This window comes from Methylophilus rhizosphaerae, assembly GCF_900100975.1.
GTDB classification, from domain to species: domain Bacteria; phylum Pseudomonadota; class Gammaproteobacteria; order Burkholderiales; family Methylophilaceae; genus Methylophilus; species Methylophilus rhizosphaerae.
On the sequence record NZ_FNFX01000001.1, the window covers coordinates 634,223 to 651,812 of the forward strand.

Here is a 17,590-nt window from a genome sequence, read left to right on the forward strand (position 1 = left end):
CAAAAAGCCCAACGCTTACAATCATTTGAGCAGGATACCTTTTAAAACTTGATTTTTGAAGCGACCAGCGAAGCGGCAGCGGTCCTGGTTTCCACACCCAGCTTCTGGAACACATGCTCCAGGTGTTTGTTGATGGTGCGCGGACTGGCACCGAGAATTTCACCGACATCTTTATTGGTTTTACCTTTTATCGTCCAGTACAGCACTTCAGACTCACGCTTAGTGAGCTGAAACACTTTACCCAATGATTCAATCTGCGCTTCATCTGAATATTCCCGCAGCACAATCACCCATTGCTCTTCACTGGTATTGGCCACGGTAAGGCTCAAACGCGCGTTGCCCTGATTGACATTGAGGGTTTGCATAGTTTGCCCGCTGGAAAATTGCTGTACGCAGCTCTCCAGCCATTGGTAAATCATCGGTGGCAAAGTCTGCACTGCGCTGTTTGCTTCTTTGGCGACCCACTCGGCAAAATATTGTTCAAGATATTGCTTGGCCAGCGGGGTTTGCCATACCAGTCGTTTATTTGCAGGCAGAATTGCAATCGTGGCCTGGCCAAATGCATCCAGGGCCGAAGTAGCCTGATGCATTTTGGTGGCGTTCTGTACATGGGTCTTGAGGCGTGCCAGCACTTCAGCAGGCCTGACTGGTTTGGTTACATAATCCACGCCACCAGCATCAAATGCCATGGTCACGTGCTCAACTTCGGTCAGCCCGGTCATGAAAATGACCGGGATATGCTGGATTTCTGCGGCCGCCTTGATGCGCTTGCAGGTCGCAAATCCATCCAGGCCAGGCATCATGGCATCCATCAGGATCACGTGCGGTTGCATCAGGTGGGCTACCTGTAACGCCATCTCGCCCGAATTGGCGACATAGACCTGATAACCGGACTCATCCAGTGCGTCGTGCAGATAGGCCAGGTTTTCCGGCACATCATCCACAATCAACACAGTACGGTTTGGACTGGTCATTCTGTGTACTCCTCAATCAGGTGTTGCAGCCTGGCAAAATCAAAGCGTTCCATGGCCTGCTGTAATGCGCTAATGAATGGCTGATGATGCTGCGCATGTTCACGGTCAAGTGTCGCCAGTACTTCACGCACACCCTTCACATACCCCATGCGCGCGAACTGGGCCAGATTTTCCAGCAAAGTCACCGGAATAGACTCCCTCTCACTCACTGGCACAGTTTTTTGCCCCAGCGCCAGGGCTGGCCGGGATTCAGGACTATCAGCATAGCGCCAGGTCAGGTTCAACTCGTGGCCTATCCAGTCCAGCACTTCCTCCAGATTCACCGGTTTGACAAAAAAGTCATGTGCCGGAATCCGGGCCTGATTATCCAGACTGCGGTCATAAGCGTTGGCCGAGATAATCGCAATCGGCAGTTGGGCATGATGCACCTGGCGGATGACATAAGCAGCCTCCCAACCATCCATGACCGGCATGGCCAGGTCCATCAATATCGCATCAGCATGCACCAACTGGTACTGATTGACGCACGCTTGGCCATTACCAGCTTCATGCACGATAAAGCCTAGCGGCTGCAAGATATTGCGCAATAATTCGCGGTCCACCTCTTCATTATCCACCACCAGAATTGTCCGTACCTGTCCTTCATAACCAATGCGCTGGCGCACGGCTTTTTTCGATAGATGCGCGGTTTCGCGAATCTGCGGTAAAAACAGGCGGATCTCAAACCGCGTACCTTGCCCCAGCACACTATCAAACTGCATTTCACCCCCCATGAGTTGCGTTAGCAGCTTACTGATGGTCAGGCCTAAACCAGTGCCGCCAATACCGACGACATCTGCCGCACTACCACGCTCAAACGGCTCAAAGATTTTCTCCACCTCGTTGGGCGCAATACCGGGGCCGGTATCTTCAATATCAATCTGGGCAATCTCGCGCGCATAACTCACCCGGAAGGTCACGCTGCCTTTAGTGGTAAATTTGACTGCATTGCCCAAGATATTGACCAGAATCTGCATCAACCGCTTATGGTCGGCGCGCACATATTCAGGCAGGTTGCCGGACTGCTCAAAATAAAACGCCAGCCCTTTATTTTGCGCCTGGATTTCAAACATGCTCACCATCTGGCTGATAAACTCAGGGAAATGCAGCGGTTTGACGTCAAACGTCATTTTGCCGCTTTCGATACGCGCAATATCCAGTGTGCTCTCAATCAGCGACAGCAAATGCTCACCACCCCGGCTGATGGTTCTGATCGCCTGTTTACGATGTTCGGGGATGCTGTCGTCATTGGTCAGCAATTGTGCATAACCCAGGATACTGTTAAGCGGCGTGCGCAACTCGTGGCTAATACCGGTAATGTAGCGGCTCTTGGCCCAGTTGGCCTCTTCAGCCAATTGACGCGCTTTTTGCAGCTGGATATCCGTTTTCTTGTGTGATTCGATCTCCTCCAGCAGCAATCCGGTTTGCCGGTTGGACTCTTCCTGGGCCACACGGCGGCTGGACGAAGTCAGCACCAGCCACCAGGCCACGATGCCGCCCAAAAACAGCAAGGCCACAAACACTTTCAAATAGCCAGAGCGGAAGTGCCGCATCAACTCCGGATATTCCCGGCCTATGGTCAGCGCATCATGCAGGTAAATCAGCCCGATGGTTGCGCCAAACAGGATCATGGCAATCACCATCAGTAACAAAAAGTGCGCTACCCCCCCATTGAGATGTGGCCACAAACGTTGCGGCAGAAACTTTTTATTAAGCGCCTCCCACTGTGCACTGAGTCTGGCCTGCGGTTTACAGGCATCATGGCAACGCGCATCCAGGCAACAGCACAGAGAGCAGATTGCACCGCCATAGGCCGGGCAATGCGCCATATCATTGACCTCATACTCCCGCTCGCAGATCACGCATTGCCTGGTGGCCGAAGGTTGCAAATCCATTGGCCGCTGCCGCGCCAGATAATACTTTCCCTTCGTCAGCCAGGCAATCAATGGTGACAATAGCAGCGCGGTAAACAATGAAATAAAGGTAGAGAATGACTGAGCCAGTACTCCCATCACGCCGGTATATGCTGCAACCGACACCGCCGAGGCAATAAACATGGCACCTACACCTACCGGATTGATGTCATACAAATAAGCACGACGGAACTCAATGCCTTTGGGACTTAAACCCAGCGGCTTATTAATCATCAGATCGGCCACCACAGCAGCGATCCAGGCGATGGCGATATTGGCATATAGACCCAGTATTTCTTCCAGCGCCTGAAACACATTAAGCTCCATCAGCACAATGGCAATCATCACGTTGAACGCCACCCAGACAATCCGTCCGGGATGGCTATGGGTCAGGCGTGCAAAGAAATTGGACCACGCCAGTGAACCGGCATAGGCGTTGGTCATATTGACCTTGATCTGTGACACGCAGACAAACAGCGCGGTCACCGCCAATGCCACCTGGTGATTGCTGAATACGTGTTCAAAGCCTATCCAGTACATATGGGTCGGGTTGACCGCCGAACTCAGCGGCATATCGCGGTTAAATACCAGGTAAGCCAGCAAAGCGCCGGCCAGCATTTTCAGCATGCCCAGGATCACCCAGCCCGGCCCGGCCAGCAATACACCCAGATTCCAGCGCCAGTAGTTCCCCTTGTTGCGTACCGGCATAAAGCGCAAAAAGTCGACCTGCTCGCCTATCTGTGGAATCAGTGCCACGCCGACAGCAGTCGCCGCGCCAAACATCAGCCAGTTGAAATGGCCGCCATTGACAGACATACCGGCAAATGTGCTCAACCGGCTTAGCACTCCGGGATCAGCATGCAAGATGGCAACAAACGGCAGGAACATCAACGCGATCCAGATCGGCTGCGTGATCATCTGGATACGGCTGATCAGCGTCACGCCATGCGTTACCAGTGGAATCACGATCAAGGCGCTGACAAGATAGCCCAAGTACAGTGGCAAATGGAAATACAACTCCAGCGCGTAGCCCATGATCGCCGCTTCCAGCGAAAACAGGATGAACGTGAACGAGGCATACACAAACGAAGAAATGGTCGAACCGATATAGCCAAAACCGGCACCGCGGGTCAGCAAATCCATATCCAGCCCATACTTGGCGGCGTAATAGCTGATAGGCAAACCCGTCAGGAAGATGATCAGGCCCACTGCCAGGATTGCCCATAGTGCATTCGGGAAACCGTAGCTCATGGTAATTGAGCCGCCAATCGCCTCCAGAACCAGGAATGAAATCGCGCCGAGTGCGGTATTGGAGACGCGTAAAATCGACCATTTACGGAAAGCGCGTGGCGTGTAGCGCAGCGCATAATCCTCAATGGTTTCGTTCGCCACCCAGTTGTTATAGTCGCGGCGGATTTTGACGATACGTTGTATCGGTTCGGCAGTGATTTCGCTGGATAATCCGGGAGACGGCGTAGACAATCAATAACCCTTTAATGATGACAGGCTTTAATAACAAGCCAGCGGCAATGCAGCTGCAGGCCAATAAACTTTCCCCAAGCGTATATTACAGCCTGCATACAAATCAATCATTACGTTAATTGACGTAGCAGTGAAAGACAAGAAACATGACAGGCCTTTACATTAAAAAAGCGGACCAGGTTGATCCGCTTTCCACCCATGCAAGTATTGAAGTTGGGTCAGGCCAACAACCAGTAAGCCCCCAGGCCCATCATCATGCCACCCAGCAATTGCGTGGTGGCTTTCAGCCACGGCTGTTGCTGGCGACCCAGCATCCAGCCCAGGCCATGCAAAGTACCGGTTGCCAGCACCATCCCGACCAGAGAACTCCAGCTTTGACCTAGCTCAACACCGTGCACATAACCATGCACAGCGGCAACCAACCCCACCAGGCTAAACTGTGCCCATTTGGATAACTCCACCTTGGCGAGCAGCAAGCCACCCATCACCAGCACACTGGCTGCCACCAGCACCTCGGCCAATGACATCGGCAACCAAACCATGGCAAGTACCGCAAACGCCGCCATCACAGCCACGAACAGCACCGGCAATTGCCAGCCTTGCTGTGCAGGTCTGCGGGCTGCCCAGATCCCCAGTGACAACATCACCAGCATGTGATCCCAGCCGGTCATGGGATGCAGAAATCCGCTCGCAAACCCAGTTTGCAGATCGTGGCCGGGATGTGCGTATGCAGCCCCTGACAGCAAGCTAGCCGCCAACCCTAAAAAAATGCTTTTTTTCATAAAATTTTCTCCGTTTTATCGTCGCATGATTGAAGGCCTAAACCACGCTTTTTTGTATTGCCATGCAATTAATATTCCCTATTCACCTAACCTGGATACCGGCCTGCGCCGGTATGACGATGGCAGAATAAATGAGCGCGCAGGATAAAGTGCAAGGCGCCCAGCACACAGAAACCGCAATGTACTCAAAGTACATGAGGATTGCGCGTACCGCGCAACGCCGCAATTTGCCCGCGCAGCCACTTCACAACATCAAGCCTTGTTTTTCGATAAAGCTGACTATATCCTCTAGCCCTTTATTCGTCTTCAGGTTAGTGAACACAAAAGGCCGTTGCCCGCGCATACGTTTGGCATCCTGGTCCATCACTTCCAGCGACGCACCTACCATAGGCGCAAGGTCTATCTTGTTAATCACCAGCAGGTCGGACTTGGTGATACCAGGGCCACCTTTACGCGGGATCTTCTCGCCCGCAGCTACATCAATGACATAGATGGTCAAATCGGATAACTCAGGGCTAAAAGTCGCGGCCAGGTTATCGCCACCACTTTCGACAAATACGATATCCAGGGTCTGGAAGCGTTTGCTCAACTGGTCAACCGCTTCCAGGTTCATCGATGCATCTTCACGGATCGCGGTATGCGGGCAGCCACCGGTTTCCACACCGATAATGCGCTCTGGCGACAACGCTTCATTACGGGTTAAAAACTCGGCATCTTCCTTGGTATAAATATCATTAGTAACGACGGCAATGTTGTAAACCTCGCGCAAACGCTGACATAAGGCCAGCGTCAATGCAGTTTTTCCGGAACCGACCGGGCCGCCGATGCCGACACGCAAAGGCTCTTTGTAGTTGGTGACTACTGGTGTGGGTGTCTCAAATTGGGTATGTATTTTCATGATCTGAATAATCTGCTGTATTGAGTTTCGTGTTGGCACCCGGCAATGCTGAGTAAAGGGTTAAAGTTGCTCATCGCATCATCCGGCAACTGCATGGCGGTTTCTATCACTTGCGGCAAACACTCACCTAAAGTGAGCAAGATAGTCTGTCCGGCCACCTGCCCGAGCGGCACTGCTTTCATGGCAGCGCTGGCCTGGTTCTCCAGCCAGCCCCAGGCATAGCCATGTAGCATCTGCTCAGGCGCAATTTGCCAGTGATGGGCAATCGCAGCATACACAGTCGGGAAAGCAGGCGACACCAGCGTATTCAGTTGCGCAACCAGCTCAGGCGGAATCTCTTTTAATTCGCTAAGCAGCCGGCGCAGGGAATACCCCATTTGCCTTGTTTCAGCCCAGCCCTCGGCGGTATCGCGACCGGCCTGGTAAAAGCTGTCCCATTCAGTCACAAGTGCCAGGTCACCGGCCTGCCAGGCCTGGTAAAGCCGATATAACACTGGCAACTCAAAGCGCGCATGGTAAACCTGCAAGCTGTCGCTTATCCAGGCTTGCGCCGAGGCCACATCCTTTACTTCGCCGGACTCGATTGCCCATTCCAGGCCTTGCGAATAGCAATACGCGCCTACCGGCAACAGTGGGCTTGCTAGCTGCAATAACCGGCTCAGCGCGAGTGCGTTAGCCATGTGCGCGGCCACGGCCTTTTGGGCGCAAGGATTGCAGGTCATCATCGTCATGACCATGACGGTGACCGCCACCGTAAGCGCCGGCTTCCGGCTCAAATGGCGCGTCGACTTCACTCACTTGCATGCCCAAACCTAAAAGCATATCCCTGAGTACATAATCCTGCTCCAGCCTTAACCAGCCATCGCCTATCTGTAACGGTACATGCCGGTTGCCCAGGTGGTAAGCCGCACACATCAGGTCACGCGGTGTTGGCGCAATCACGTTATACACCGGCTCTTGCGCCGCCACAATTTGCACCACCAGGCTGCCATCTTCCGACTTCAATAAATCGCCACCACGAAGAATGGTTCCTCGTGTCACAAACAGTCCGGCCTCTTTGCCTGAAGCCAGCGTCACGCGCAACCTGCTCTTCTGCCTTAAATCAAAAGGCAATTCCAGAGTGTCATCAATATGGCCGCTGACAGTGATACGTTCGGTTAAATGAATCATGATCAAAATAAAAAGTAACGTTGCGCCATCGGCAACACTTCGGCAGGCTCGCATACTAATGGCATGCCATCGGCCAGCACCTCGTAAGTTTCCGGGTCCACATTGATCTCTGGCATCCAGGTATTGTGCACCATGTCAGACTTCTTCACGTCCCGCGTGCCTTTGACCGCCACCAGTGGCTTTTGCAACCCAAGGGCTTTTAACTCCGGATTATCCAGCCCGGCTTGTGAAACAAATGTCACCGCCGTTTTCAGCCCGCCACCATACGAGCCGAACATAGGACGGTAATGCACCGGTTGCGGTGTGGGAATAGACGCATTCGGATCGCCCATCGCTGCGGCGGCAATCATGCCGCCTTTGATAATGGTAAAAGGTTTGACACCGAAGAATGCGGGTTTCCATACCACCAGGTCGGCCAGCTTGCCGACTTCAACAGAGCCCACCACATGCGACACCCCATGCGTGATCGCAGGGTTAATGGTGTATTTGGCGATATAGCGCTTGATACGGAAATTGTCGTTGCCGGCGGCATCTTCTGCCAACGGGCCACGCTGTATTTTCATTTTATGCGCGGTCTGCCAGGTACGGATAATCACTTCACCGACACGGCCCATGGCCTGTGAGTCAGATGACATCATGGAGAATGCGCCCAGGTCATGGAAAATATCTTCCGCAGCAATGGTTTCGCGACGGATACGGCTTTCGGCAAACGCGATATCTTCGGCAATCGCCGGATCCAGGTGATGACAGACCATCAGCATATCCAGGTGCTCGTCTATGGTATTGACGGTGAATGGCCGCGTCGGGTTAGTGGAAGATGGCAGCACATTCGGGTAGCCCGCTGCCTTGATGATATCCGGCGCATGACCGCCACCGGCCCCTTCGGTATGGAAGGTATGGATAGTGCGGCCTTTGAAAGCACCTATAGTCGTTTCTACAAAGCCGGATTCATTCAGCGTATCCGAGTGAATTGCGACCTGCACATCCATTTCGTCTGCCACGCTTAAACAGTTATCAATCGCCGCTGGCGTCGTGCCCCAGTCTTCATGCAATTTAAGACCGATAACGCCTGCACGCACCTGTTCACGTAAGGGTTCCGGCAAACTGGCATTGCCTTTCCCCAGAAAGCCCAGGTTCATGGGAAAAGCATCTGCCGCCTGCAACATGCGGTGGATATGCCATGGCCCGGGTGTACAGGTGGTCGCAAACGTACCCGTCGCAGGGCCGGTGCCGCCGCCTATCATGGTGGTCACACCAGACATCAAGGCTTCTTCAATCTGTTGCGGACAGATAAAGTGGATATGCGTATCAATGCCGCCTGCGGTGATAATCATGCCTTCACCGGCAATCACTTCGGTGCCGGCACCAATGGCAATCGTCACGCCCGGCTGGATATTCGGATTACCGGCTTTGCCGATGGCAGAAATATAACCGCCCTTGATGCCGATATCGGCTTTGACGATGCCCCAGTGATCAATAATCAAAGCATTGGTGATCACGGTATCGGCCACTTCAGCCGCCAACCCCTGCCCTTGGCCCATACCGTCACGAATGACCTTACCGCCACCAAACTTCACTTCTTCACCATAGATAGTGAAGTCTTTTTCAACCTCTATCCACAATTCGGTATCGGCCAGCCGTACTTTGTCGCCCACGGTTGGGCCGAACATTTCAGCATAAGCGCGTTTATCCATGTTGACTGTCATTGTTATTCCTTATCGCTTTGCCATTATTTCAAGGCACCCATGACTTTCGCGGCAAAGCCATATACTTCGCGCTTACCGGCCAATTTAACCAGTTGCACGGTACGCGTCTGGCCTGGCTCGAAGCGCACCGCAGTGCCCGCTGCAATATTCAGGCGAAAACCGTACGCCAGTTCGCGGTCAAATGACAACGCTTCATTGGTTTCGTAAAAATGATAATGCGACCCCACCTGGATGGGTCTGTCACCTTTATTGGCCACATCCAGCGTCACTGTTTCACGTCCTGTGTTTAATTCGATGTCGCCTGCTGCGACCTGCATTTCGCCGGGAATCATTGATCACTCCAATGAGTATTGTTTTGTTTGATTAGTTACTTCACGCCATCATGCTCAAGCGTGGTGATGCAAGCGCGGAGGGCAAGGCGCACAACCGAAGACAGTACACTGAGTACGGCAAAAGCGTGCAACACCGCCATCTGCGCTTGCATCACCACGCCCTCTAGGGAATGGGGTGATGGACAGTGACTAACTTGGTCCCGTCAGGGAAAGTAGCCTCCACCTGTATATCCGGAATCATTTCCGGCACACCTTCCATCACTTCATCACGTGCCAGTAAGGTCGTGCCATAACTCATCAACTCAGCGACGGTTTTGCCATCGCGGGCCCCTTCCATGATCGCTGCCGAGATATAAGCCACAGATTCGGGATAATTCAGTTTTAATCCACGTGCTTTGCGCCGCTCGGCCAGCAAGGCTGCGGTAAATATCAATAATTTATCTTTTTCTCTAGGGGTTAATTCCATGGGTCGACTCTTTGACGATATGGGTGACTCAAATCAGGTATTCCAGATACGTGGCCTGACGGCGGCTTTTTGATAATACCACGGTCGTAATATCTGCCAGCACTGTTCAAAATACTGCCTGGCCTGCTGTGAAGCATTGCCGACATACCGTATGCACAGCACTTCCGGTAATGCCGTGATACCGGTTTTGGCATCTGCGATCACTATCGCGCGGCAAGCTTGCAATACTTCAGCAGGCACTTTTCCGGCACAGACCAGAAATGTACCGAACACCACCGCATTGCCTAGCCCAACACGGCTGGCTTTCACCAGGTCATCGGCCTGCATCCTTGCACGTTCATTCCATAGTAACTGGCCATTACGCGAAATACGCTGGTTCAACTGGTAAAGCCCGCGCTGCCAATGCTCCTGTTGCGCCTGCCGTCCCAGGCAGGCAATGTCCCAGGCCGCCAGGGTAGCGTCTGCGGCCAACTGAATGTCCGCATTAAACCCGACTTCTGCCGCATCAAACAGAATATTCTCTTGTGGCAGCCATTCCAGGCCACTGCCAGCCTCAAGCTGGAATTGCAGTGTTTGTGTCGCCTTGGTGCCATTGGCTTTGTACCATTTACCCGCCCCTGGCGTAGTCAGCAATGCGCGTGCACCTGCCGCTACATTGACGTTCAGCTGCAATGCGTCACCCCCGGCGACACCACCGGGCGGATGTACCACGACTGCATGGCAGATATCCTCACCCTCGGGATGCAGGCTTTTTTGTACAACCAACGGACCATGATGCAAGCGATGGGCCAGGTAGGAGCGCGTATCACGCCTGGCAAAACCCAACTCCAGCCTGGCTTGCCAGTGTTTTGCTGTTAACTGTGCGGGCGGCAAGGTGACCGTATGCTTTAAATCATCCATACCGGCATCATGCCACACGCGCTACCATTTTGGGCAGCAGACGATTACACAGACAGATAGCTTTTCACCTTGGCTGCATCGACATTGTCGCGGGTATCTTCATGGATAAAACGGCCTTTATCGATGACAATGATACGGTCCGCCACTTCCATGGTGAAGCTTAACACCTGCTCGGAAACGATGATGGTGATCTCACGCATCTTGCGGATTTCATTAAGCACCTTGGCGATGTCTTTGATGATGGATGGCTGAATGCCTTCGGTCGGTTCATCCAGCAGCAATACTTTCGGATTGGTCACCAGCGCACGTGCAATCGCCAGTTGCTGTTGCTGACCACCTGAAAGGTTACCGCCCTTGCGTTTGCGCATTTCATGCAGCACCGGGAACAGGGCAAAAATATCATCCGGAATTTCACCACTGGATGATTTTTCCAAGCCTGTCTCGATATTCTCCTGTACCGTCATATTCGGGAAGATCCAGCGACCTTGTGGCACGTAGGCCAGCCCTTTATTCACACGTTCATGCGTGGCAGACCCTTGCAGATCGACACCATCTACAGTCGCCTTGCTTGCCTTACTCGGCAAAATGCCCATCAGGGATTTAAACAGGGTAGTTTTACCCATGCCGTTACGGCCCATGATGGCCAGCGTTTCATTTTTGTTGGCTTTGAAGTTAAGGCCATGAATCACTTGGCTCTGGCCATAACTCACCTGCAAATTCTCAATTTCAAACATGCTGTGCTCCTCTAATGGCCCAGTAATTAATGACCCAGGTAAACTTCAATGACTTTTTCGTCGGCCTGCACCTTTTCCATAGGCCCTTCGGCCAGGATCTTGCCCTGATGCAACACCGTGACCTTGTGTGCGATTTTCTTGACGAATTCCATGTCGTGTTCAATCACAATCACAGAGCGGTTCTGGCAGATGCGGTTGAGTAATTCAGCCGTCTGGTCACGCTCTTTTGCACTCATGCCAGCAACTGGCTCATCCAGCATCAACAATTCTGGCTCTTGCATCAGCAACATACCGATTTCCAGCCATTGTTTCTGGCCGTGGCTGAGCAAGGCAGATTCCATATCTAGGAATTCAGTCAGCATGATGTCTTCCGCCACCTTGCGGACGCGGTCTTCCACTTCCTTGGTACGCTTGAACGTCAGGCTGCCAAACACACCACGGCCTTTCGGGTAAGACACTTCCAGGTTCTGGTACACCGACAGATTTTCGTAAATCGACGGGTTCTGGAACTTGCGGCCTACCCCCGAGCGCACGATTTCGTGCTCGGAAAGTTTGGTCAGCTCGGTGTTGTTGAACTTGATCGACCCGGCGGTGGATTTGGTCTTGCCGCAGATCAGGTCCAGCACGGTGGTCTTGCCGGCACCGTTGGGGCCTACCAGCACACGCAGCTCATTTTTGTCGATATACATGGTGAGGCTATCCACCGCTTTAAAGCCATCGAAGGAGACGGTCAAATCTTCTACAGCCAAGACGAAGTCTGTATTACTCATGCTTCTGCTCCTCTCATTTTGTTACTGTCGATCGCAGGCGCTGGCTCAGTTTGCTTGGGCGCTGCTTTCTTGCGTGTTGCTTTCTTGATGACCGCATCGTTAGTTTTCGCGGCCAGGGTGGTTTCAGGGGTTGTCTCGGTAAGTACTGCTTGTGCTTCACCCTCTGCAATACTTACCTCAGGCTTTTTTACCGGCTCGGCTTTGTCTTTGAACCAGCCATATTTGGTTGCATATTTATCCCAGATACCAGCCAGGCCGCTTGGGAAGAACATCACTACCGAGATAAACAGGCCACCCATCAGGAACAACCACATTTCAGGATAGGTTTCCGAGAATACCGTTTTACCGTAATTCACCAGCAAGGTGCCGTAGACCGCACCAATCAGCGAAGCACGGCCACCCACTGCACAGAAGATCACCATTTCGATCGAAGGCACGATACCGACGAAGGAAGGCGACATAAAACCGACTTGCAGGGTAAACATCGCACCGCCGACTGCTGACATCATGGCCGCCAGGCAGAAGATAAAGATCTTGAAGTTGGAGACGTCGTAGCCGGAGAAACGCACACGCTCTTCCTTGTCGCGCATTGCCAGCAACAACATGCCGAACTTGCTGCTCATGATGTATTTGGACAGGAAGATGGCACCGAACAACAGCAGGCCATTCACAAAGTACAGGATGTATTTGGCAGAGTCAGTACGGATATCCCAGCCCAGCATGGTGCGCAAGTCTGTCATGCCGTTTACACCGCCGGTATAGCCTTGCTGGCCAACGATCAGGATACTCAGAATCAAGGCAATGGCCTGGGTGATGATAGAGAAGTACACGCCACCAACCCGGCGTTTGAACATGGCGTAACCGATGATATAGGCGAACAAGGCAGGAATGGTCAGCACCGCAAAGATAGTGAATGGCAAGCTCTTGAACGGCTCCCAGAACCACGGCAAAGCGGTGAGCTGGTTCCAGTCCATAAAGTCAGGAATGCCTGGCGTAGACTGGATTTTGGTGCTTAGCGGATCAGAGGCTTCCAGCTTGAGGAACATCGCCATGGCATAACCGCCGAGGCCGAAGAAGATACCCTGGCCTAAACTCAGGATACCGCCATGGCCCCACAACATCACCAGGCCCACTGCCACAAAAGCGTAAGTCAGGTATTTACCGATCAGGTTAAGGCGGAAGATATCTACGCCCAGTGGCAACACAACGAAGATGATGGCGGCCAGCACAGCCAGACCTATCACTCCTTCCTTACCACCCAGTACAGGGCTGGCTTTCATTTTTTCCCATAATGTCATCAAGATTTCTCCTCTGTTGATGCGTTGATTCTAGTGCGACAGATGTAAACAATTAATACGTCTATTTACTTATGGCGGCATATGAGAAATCTGCTCACACGCCGCGAACTCTGTTACTTACGCAGTTTGGAGGCAAACAGCCCTTCCGGTTTCATCATCAGGATGGTGACAATGACGAGCAAGGTAGACACCTTACCCATGGAACTGGTCATAAAGAATTGCAGGATTGATTGCGCCTGGGCAATACCGAACGCAGAGGCAATCGTACCCACGATGCTGGCTGCACCACCAAAGACCACCACCATAAAGCTGTCCACGATATACAAAGTACCCGTGGTCGGACCGGTAGAGGCAATCGTGGTAAACGCTGCACCTGCGATGCCGGCAATGCCGCAACCAAGGGCAAAAGTCACGCGGTCAACTTTGGCAGTATTAATCCCTACTGCGCCAGCCATGGTACGGTTCTGCACCGTGGCACGCACACGCAGGCCCCAGCGGGATTTGTACATAAACATGTAGACACCGAAAGTCACCAGCGCAGCCAGTACCATCACAAATACACCATTAATTGGGATATCAATATCCGGCGTCGGTTTGAAAGAACCCAGCATCCACTCCGGCAATTCGGCACTCACTTCTTTGGCGCCAAAGCTGGAACGGAAGATTTGCTGCATGACCAGGCTCAAGCCCCAGGTAGCCAGCAAGGTATCCAGAGGCCGCTTATACAGATGCCGGATCATGATGAACTCAATAAAGTAACCGACTGCAAATGCCAGCAGGAAGGCAATCGCAATGGCGAATACGAAGTAATAATTCGTGAACCCGTAACTGGCTGCCACTTTTGAAATGAGCACGGTGGTGTATGCGCCTATGGTCATAAACTCGCCATGCGCCATGTTAATTACACCCATCTGCCCGAAAATAATCGCGAGACCAAGTGCCATCAGCAGCAACACTGTAAACATGCTCAGGCCGGAAAAGCCCTGCATCACCACAATATTGCCTATATCTGCCATCGAATAACCAAACATATCGGTCTCCTTATACAACTTTCTATTAGATTTTTACTACTTGTGCCAAACGGTAGCCGGATTTCCCCCGGCTACCGCTTCAGCTTTTAAGCCACTAGGTAACGACTAGCCGCGAATTACTGGTAGCCTTTTGGAAATGGATCAGGTTTGATGTAGCCGGAGGTGTAAACCACTTTAGCCTGGCCATCTTTACCCCACTGACCGATACGCAGTTTGGTCGTCAGGTGATGGTTGGCTTCTACAGTCACAGGGCCTTCTGGTGCATCTTTGAACTCGTAGCCAGGCAATGCTGCTTGAACCTTGTCTACGTCGAAGCTGCCAGCGCGTTCAACCGCTGCTTTGTACAACCATGGGCCCAGGTAAGCGGCTTGTGTCACGTCGCCGATCACAGCATCTTTACCCCAGCGCTTTTTGAATGCTTCAACAAATTTCTTGTTAGCTTCATTGTCTTGCGACTGGAAGTATTTCATTGCTGAGTAGAAACCAGCCAGGTTCTCACCACCGATACCCAATACTTCATCTTCGGTCACGGAGATGGTCAGCATGGTTTGTTTACTTGAGTTCAAGCCGGCTGCGTTCAACTGCTTGAACCAGGCTACGTTACTGCCGCCTACCACCGCTGCGTAGATCACGTCAGGTTTTTTCAGTTTGATCTTGTTGATCACAGAACCAAATTGCGTGTCACCCAAAGCGATGTATTCTTCGCCAACCACTTTGCCACCCAGGTGCTGCTCGATGTGTTTACGGGCGATTTTCATGGAGGTACGTGGCCAGATGTAGTCAGAACCGATCAGGTAAAAAGTTTTCGCTTTTTTCTCTTTGGCAATCCAGTCCAAGCCGGCAAGAATCTGCTGGGTCGCTTCCTGGCCTGTGTAGAAAACGTTCTTGGATTGTTCCAGACCTTCATAGAAAGTCGGGTAGAACAGCAAGCCGTTGTCTTTTTCAAACACTGGCAAGGCAGCTTTACGTGAAGCGGATGTCCAGCAACCCATCACAGAAGCCACTTTGTCTTTTTCCAGCAACTTCTTCGCTTTTTCAGCAAAGGTTGGCCAGTCAGACGCACCGTCTTCCTGCACTACTTCGATCTTGCGGCCCAGGATGCCGCCCATGGCATTAATTTGCTCAATCGCCAGTTTTTCCGCCTGGATAGAGCCGGTTTCACTGATCGCCATGGTACCGGTGGCGGAGTGCAGGATACCGACTTTCACGGTGGTGTCAGTCACTGCCAGGCCTGTGGTATTCACTTTGGCGGTTGGGTAGTCAGCCGCAAATGCGTGCCCGGTAACGAGACCCGCTGCCATCATTGCGCCCAGCATTGCGCCTTTGATAAAACCCCTTCTGTTCAAGGTACTCATTACATCTCTCCTTTGAAAAATCAATTAACTTCAAAAATTAAATCGAAAAATGAAACCGTAGTTACGTACTGCATTCATGCGGATGACGGTTAATGCCCTATCATCCAGGGACGTGCTGTTTTCTTGGTTTGCATTTGCATCGGCAGCTTGCCGGTATCCTCATTCACCTTGGTGGTGGTTTTACAGGTGTGTGCCCCGGTGCAACCACAACTGGAACGGCGGCCGCTGCGAGGCTCATGCGCAGACTTCTCGTTGCGTTCATGCGCGGACCGTTGCTGCTTGTCCATGATGGCCAGTTTGGGCACCGACAGGATGCGCGGGCTGATCGCTCCACAGTATTCGCAATCGGCGGGCAAACTGGATTCACTCATTTTGCGTAGCGCGGTGAACACGCCACAACTGTCACACTCATATTCGTAAAGAGGCATCTGTACCCTTTCCTTGCAGGTTTGCCTGGGCAAACCTGGACTGATGAAAACGTTTTTCTTGTTAAACCCGGTTTAAGTCGATGGCGCCACATCAATGCCTGGCGGCACCATGATCTTCGGCCCGTCGGCATTCGGCCGGATATCAAACTCGAAGATCTCGGTCGGTATCCACAAGGTAGCGCAGGCATTAGGAATATCGACGATGCCGCTGATATGCCCTTCTACCGGTGCAGTCCCAAGAATCGCCACCGCCTGCTCACCGCTGTAACCAAATTTCTTCAGGTACTCGATCGCGTTCAGGCAAGCCTGGCGGTAGGCCACATGGACATCCAGGTAATGTTGCTTGCCGGCTTCATCCACTGAAATACCTTCAAAAATCACATAATCACGGTAAGTCGGTGTGATCGGGCTTGGTTGGAAGATCGGGTTCTTGATACCGTATTTCTTCACGCCGTCCTTAATCAGGCTGACCTTGATATCCAGGTAACCGGCCATTTCAATCGCGCCGCAGAAGGTGATCTCGCCATCGCCCTGCGAGAAGTGCAGGTCACCCATGGAGAGGCCGCCATCTTTCACATAGACCGGGAAGTACACTTTGGAGCCTTTGGTCAGGTTCTTGATATCACAGTTACCACCGTGGTCACGTGGCGGCACGGTACGTGCACCTTCCAGCGCCGCCTGTTTGGCAGCATCGCCAGTCAGCTTGCCCATCACGGCTGATTGTGGCTCTGGTGGCAGTGCCAGCGCCGGCACACGGTCAGGGTCGGTGGCGATCAGCGCCGCTTCACGCTCATTCCATTTTTCCAGCAACTCGCGTGATGGCAGGCAACCGATCAAACCCGGGTGCATGATGCCGGCGTAACGTACTTTCGGCACATGACGGGAGGTGGTATACACGCCGTGGAAATCCCAGATCGATTTGCTTGCTTCAGGGAAATGGTCAGTCAGGAAACCGCCGCCATTTTCTTTGGCAAACAGGCCATTAAAGCCCCATTGCTGGTCATCAAAGGTACCCACATCGAGAATCTCTACCACCATCAGGTCACCTGGCTCGGCGCCTTCGACACCGATCGGGCCGCTCAGGTAGTGCACCTGGGTCAGGTCCACGTCACGGATATCGTTGGCACTGTCGTTGTTGCCGATCTGGCCGCCAGTCCAGTCCATACACTCGACACGGAACTCATCGCCAGGTTTGACCATGGCAATCATCGGCAAGTCCGGATGCCAACGGTTATGAATCTGACCGTCTTGTTCCCATGGCTTTTTATCCAGATCCAGTTTCACTATTGTTTTCATTACACTCATCTCCTAA

At 52.5% G+C, this 17,590-nt stretch carries 17 protein-coding genes; all 17 read right to left on the bottom strand.

Annotation, left to right across the window (positions count from 1 at the left end; all coding sequences use genetic code 11):
* Nucleotides 1-41: 41 nt before the first annotated feature.
* Nucleotides 42-974, bottom strand: a complete 933-nt coding sequence (locus tag BLP53_RS03150) for a response regulator transcription factor (protein WP_091469759.1) — start codon at nt 972-974, stop codon at nt 42-44.
* The gene (locus BLP53_RS03155) at nt 971-4,408 is read right to left on the bottom strand and encodes a hybrid sensor histidine kinase/response regulator (protein WP_176755192.1); all 3,438 of its coding nucleotides are present in this window, start codon (nt 4,406-4,408) and stop codon (nt 971-973) included. Before BLP53_RS03155 ends, BLP53_RS03150 begins: the two co-directional genes overlap by 4 nt.
* Nucleotides 4,409-4,626: 218 nt before the next feature.
* Nucleotides 4,627-5,190 carry a HupE/UreJ family protein gene (locus tag BLP53_RS03160; RefSeq protein WP_091469763.1) on the bottom strand — a complete coding sequence of 188 codons (564 nt, stop codon included), beginning with the start codon at nt 5,188-5,190 and terminating at the stop codon, nt 4,627-4,629.
* 244 nt (nt 5,191-5,434) lie between these two features.
* Nucleotides 5,435-6,088 (bottom strand): urease accessory protein UreG, encoded by a 654-nt coding sequence (gene ureG / locus BLP53_RS03165; RefSeq protein WP_091469767.1) that lies wholly within the window; start codon nt 6,086-6,088, stop codon nt 5,435-5,437.
* Entirely contained in the window at nt 6,085-6,768 is a 684-nt protein-coding gene (locus BLP53_RS03170) for an urease accessory protein UreF (RefSeq protein ID WP_091469770.1), read from the bottom strand. Before BLP53_RS03170 ends, ureG begins: the two co-directional genes overlap by 4 nt.
* Complete coding sequence (gene ureE / locus BLP53_RS03175; RefSeq protein WP_091469774.1) at nt 6,761-7,258, bottom strand: urease accessory protein UreE; 498 nt, start codon at nt 7,256-7,258, stop codon at nt 6,761-6,763. The genes BLP53_RS03170 and ureE overlap by 8 nt, the downstream gene beginning before the upstream one ends.
* Nucleotides 7,259-7,260: 2 nt before the next feature.
* Nucleotides 7,261-8,964: an urease subunit alpha gene (ureC, locus tag BLP53_RS03180; protein WP_091469779.1), complete on the bottom strand. Its 1,704-nt coding sequence runs from the start codon at nt 8,962-8,964 to the stop codon at nt 7,261-7,263.
* Nucleotides 8,965-8,987: 23 nt separating this feature from the next.
* Nucleotides 8,988-9,296: an urease subunit beta gene (locus BLP53_RS03185; protein ID WP_091469782.1), complete on the bottom strand. Its 309-nt coding sequence runs from the start codon at nt 9,294-9,296 to the stop codon at nt 8,988-8,990.
* Between the two features lie 163 nt (nt 9,297-9,459).
* A complete protein-coding gene (ureA, locus tag BLP53_RS03190; RefSeq protein ID WP_091469785.1) occupies nt 9,460-9,762 on the bottom strand; it encodes an urease subunit gamma in 303 nt (100 codons plus the stop codon).
* 33 nt (nt 9,763-9,795) lie between these two features.
* Nucleotides 9,796-10,662: an urease accessory protein UreD gene (locus BLP53_RS03195; RefSeq protein WP_091469788.1), complete on the bottom strand. Its 867-nt coding sequence runs from the start codon at nt 10,660-10,662 to the stop codon at nt 9,796-9,798.
* A gap of 44 nt (nt 10,663-10,706) precedes the next feature.
* Nucleotides 10,707-11,396, bottom strand: coding sequence for an urea ABC transporter ATP-binding subunit UrtE (gene urtE / locus BLP53_RS03200; protein WP_091469792.1), 690 nt, complete (start codon nt 11,394-11,396; stop codon nt 10,707-10,709).
* Between the two features lie 26 nt (nt 11,397-11,422).
* Nucleotides 11,423-12,166 (bottom strand): urea ABC transporter ATP-binding protein UrtD, encoded by a 744-nt coding sequence (gene urtD / locus BLP53_RS03205; RefSeq protein WP_091469795.1) that lies wholly within the window; start codon nt 12,164-12,166, stop codon nt 11,423-11,425.
* Nucleotides 12,163-13,464: an urea ABC transporter permease subunit UrtC gene (urtC, locus tag BLP53_RS03210; protein ID WP_091469799.1), complete on the bottom strand. Its 1,302-nt coding sequence runs from the start codon at nt 13,462-13,464 to the stop codon at nt 12,163-12,165. Before urtC ends, urtD begins: the two co-directional genes overlap by 4 nt.
* Nucleotides 13,465-13,577: 113 nt before the next feature.
* Nucleotides 13,578-14,495 carry an urea ABC transporter permease subunit UrtB gene (urtB, locus tag BLP53_RS03215; RefSeq protein WP_091469803.1) on the bottom strand — a complete coding sequence of 306 codons (918 nt, stop codon included), beginning with the start codon at nt 14,493-14,495 and terminating at the stop codon, nt 13,578-13,580.
* 116 nt (nt 14,496-14,611) lie between these two features.
* A complete protein-coding gene (gene urtA, locus BLP53_RS03220) occupies nt 14,612-15,850 on the bottom strand; it encodes an urea ABC transporter substrate-binding protein (protein WP_091469806.1) in 1,239 nt (412 codons plus the stop codon).
* A gap of 89 nt (nt 15,851-15,939) precedes the next feature.
* On the bottom strand, nt 15,940-16,278 hold the full coding sequence (locus BLP53_RS03225) for an FmdB family zinc ribbon protein (RefSeq protein WP_091469809.1): 339 nt from the start codon (nt 16,276-16,278) through the stop codon (nt 15,940-15,942).
* Nucleotides 16,279-16,350: 72 nt separating this feature from the next.
* Nucleotides 16,351-17,574, bottom strand: coding sequence for a formamidase (fmdA, locus tag BLP53_RS03230; RefSeq protein ID WP_091469813.1), 1,224 nt, complete (start codon nt 17,572-17,574; stop codon nt 16,351-16,353).
* Nucleotides 17,575-17,590 lie beyond the last annotated feature (16 nt).

Excerpts from the sequence above, each read along its gene's own strand:
- BLP53_RS03150 (WP_091469759.1), bottom strand. The coding sequence starts at position 974 with ATGACCAGTCCAAACCGTACTGTGTTGATTGTGGATGATGTGCCGGAA.
- BLP53_RS03160 (WP_091469763.1), bottom strand. The coding sequence starts at position 5,190 with ATGAAAAAAAGCATTTTTTTAGGGTTGGCGGCTAGCTTGCTGTCAGGG.
- ureG (WP_091469767.1), bottom strand. The coding sequence starts at position 6,088 with ATGAAAATACATACCCAATTTGAGACACCCACACCAGTAGTCACCAAC.
- BLP53_RS03170 (WP_091469770.1), bottom strand. The coding sequence starts at position 6,768 with ATGGCTAACGCACTCGCGCTGAGCCGGTTATTGCAGCTAGCAAGCCCA.
- ureE (WP_091469774.1), bottom strand. The coding sequence starts at position 7,258 with ATGATTCATTTAACCGAACGTATCACTGTCAGCGGCCATATTGATGAC.
- ureC (WP_091469779.1), bottom strand. The coding sequence starts at position 8,964 with ATGACAGTCAACATGGATAAACGCGCTTATGCTGAAATGTTCGGCCCA.
- BLP53_RS03185 (WP_091469782.1), bottom strand. The coding sequence starts at position 9,296 with ATGATTCCCGGCGAAATGCAGGTCGCAGCAGGCGACATCGAATTAAAC.
- ureA (WP_091469785.1), bottom strand. The coding sequence starts at position 9,762 with ATGGAATTAACCCCTAGAGAAAAAGATAAATTATTGATATTTACCGCA.
- BLP53_RS03195 (WP_091469788.1), bottom strand. The coding sequence starts at position 10,662 with ATGGATGATTTAAAGCATACGGTCACCTTGCCGCCCGCACAGTTAACA.
- urtE (WP_091469792.1), bottom strand. The coding sequence starts at position 11,396 with ATGTTTGAAATTGAGAATTTGCAGGTGAGTTATGGCCAGAGCCAAGTG.
- urtD (WP_091469795.1), bottom strand. The coding sequence starts at position 12,166 with ATGAGTAATACAGACTTCGTCTTGGCTGTAGAAGATTTGACCGTCTCC.
- urtC (WP_091469799.1), bottom strand. The coding sequence starts at position 13,464 with ATGACATTATGGGAAAAAATGAAAGCCAGCCCTGTACTGGGTGGTAAG.
- urtB (WP_091469803.1), bottom strand. The coding sequence starts at position 14,495 with ATGTTTGGTTATTCGATGGCAGATATAGGCAATATTGTGGTGATGCAG.
- urtA (WP_091469806.1), bottom strand. The coding sequence starts at position 15,850 with ATGAGTACCTTGAACAGAAGGGGTTTTATCAAAGGCGCAATGCTGGGC.
- BLP53_RS03225 (WP_091469809.1), bottom strand. The coding sequence starts at position 16,278 with ATGCCTCTTTACGAATATGAGTGTGACAGTTGTGGCGTGTTCACCGCG.
- fmdA (WP_091469813.1), bottom strand. The coding sequence starts at position 17,574 with ATGAAAACAATAGTGAAACTGGATCTGGATAAAAAGCCATGGGAACAA.